This window comes from Chloroflexus islandicus, assembly GCF_001650695.1.
GTDB classification, from domain to species: Bacteria; Chloroflexota; Chloroflexia; order Chloroflexales; family Chloroflexaceae; genus Chloroflexus; species Chloroflexus islandicus.
In genome coordinates this window covers 1-632 of the sequence record NZ_LWQS01000016.1, presented here as the reverse complement: position 1 = coordinate 632, position 632 = coordinate 1, and the positions used below count along the sequence as shown (strand labels likewise).

Genomic DNA, 632 nt, shown 5'->3' with positions numbered 1-632 from the left:
GTGTTCCAGTTACCCGGCGTGAAGGTCAAGGTGAGGGTAGGCTGGCCGTTGAGCAGCAGTTGGCCGCTGCTGGTGACGAGTGGTGAGACGGCGCTGACGATTTCAGGCGTGATGGTGACGGAGACGTTGGCCAGCGGCTGGGTGGCGAGACGGGCCGTGTAGTTCACCGCCGGGCCGCCCTCGGCCACGGTCAGGCTGGCGGGGGTGAGGATGAGATCCGCAACATCGTTCTCTTGGACGGTGACGCGGAGCAGGCGGTCAGCCAGCCCATTGTAGACTGGGTCGCCGGCGCTGGCGAGGTCGTGGCGCAGGTCAAGCGCATACGTGCCGGTGAGGGTCTCGACGATGGGATCGTCAATCGCCTGCACGCTGACCGTTTGTGGCGTGTTCCAGTTACCCGGCGTGAAGGTCAAGGTGAGGGTTGGTTGGCCGTTGAGCAGCAGTTGGCCGGTGCTGGGAACCAGCGGCGACACCGCGCTGACGATTTCAGGCGTGATAGTGACCGAGACGTTGGCCAGCGGTTGGGTGGCGAGGCGGGCGGTGTAATTCACCGCCGGGCCGCCTTCGGCCACGGTCAGGCTGGCGGGGGTGAGGATGAGATCTGCGACATCGTTCTCTTGGACGGTGACGCG

The 632-nt window shown here is 65.5% G+C and carries 1 protein-coding gene; it reads right to left on the bottom strand.

The genetic code is table 11. From position 1 onward, the window contains the following. The coding region (locus A6A03_RS00505; protein ID WP_216636333.1) for a hypothetical protein at positions 1 to 632 on the bottom strand (632 nt) is incomplete at both ends.